Annotated in this window: 1 tRNA gene and 1 rRNA gene; both read left to right on the top strand. The window is 45.0% G+C overall.

What is annotated here, in order from left to right:
* Positions 1–128 precede the first annotated feature (128 nt).
* Positions 129–204 (top strand) — tRNA-Glu (locus N6G83_RS54395).
* Positions 205–464: 260 nt separating this feature from the next.
* Positions 465–822: ribosomal RNA gene (locus tag N6G83_RS54400) — 23S ribosomal RNA — on the top strand; the annotation flags it as partial.

Raw genomic sequence — 822 nt, forward strand, 5'->3', positions numbered from 1 at the left:
GCGTTAAGTGCAGTGTCCACACAGATTGTCTGATGAAATTAATGAGCAAGAGCACCTGTTGATGTTGTGAGTTTTAAGACTCATGCTGATACGAAACGAGAAAGTGAAAGCTTTGTCGGTATTTTCGTGTCCCCATCGTCTAGAGGCCTAGGACACTGCCCTTTCACGGCTGTAACAGGGGTTCGAATCCCCTTGGGGACGCCATTCCGATAATGAGTGAAAGACATTATCACCTGAATATCTTAAAGATGACTTTATTAAGTCGTGTTTAAGATATTGCTCTTTAACAATCTGGAACAAGCTGAAATTTGAAAGCTTAAGCAACTGTGAGAATGACGTCTGTTTATTCAGACTCAAACACTGACACAGTTTGCATTAAGCAGTCTCTCAATTTTTTGCAATCTTGAATGCTGTCTTGAACCGGTTCGTAACCGCGTTCACTAAGAGACACCTTCGGGTTGTGAGGTTAAGTGACTAAGCGTACACGGTGGATGCCTAGGCAGTCAGAGGCGATGAAGGACGTGCTAATCTGCGATAAGCGTCGGTAAGCTGATATGAAGCGTTATAACCGACGATTTCCGAATGGGGAAACCCAGTGTGATTCGTCACACTATCGTTAAGTGAATACATAGCTTAACGAAGCGAACCAGGGGAACTGAAACATCTAAGTACCCTGAGGAAAAGAAATCAACCGAGATTCCCCTAGTAGCGGCGAGCGAACGGGGAGCAGCCCAGAACCTTAATCAGCATATGCATCAGAGGAACGGTCTGGAAAGTCCGGCGATACAGGGTGATAGCCCCGTACTTGAAAATGCATATGTT

It is taken from the genome of Serratia sp. PL7 (assembly GCF_945957435.1).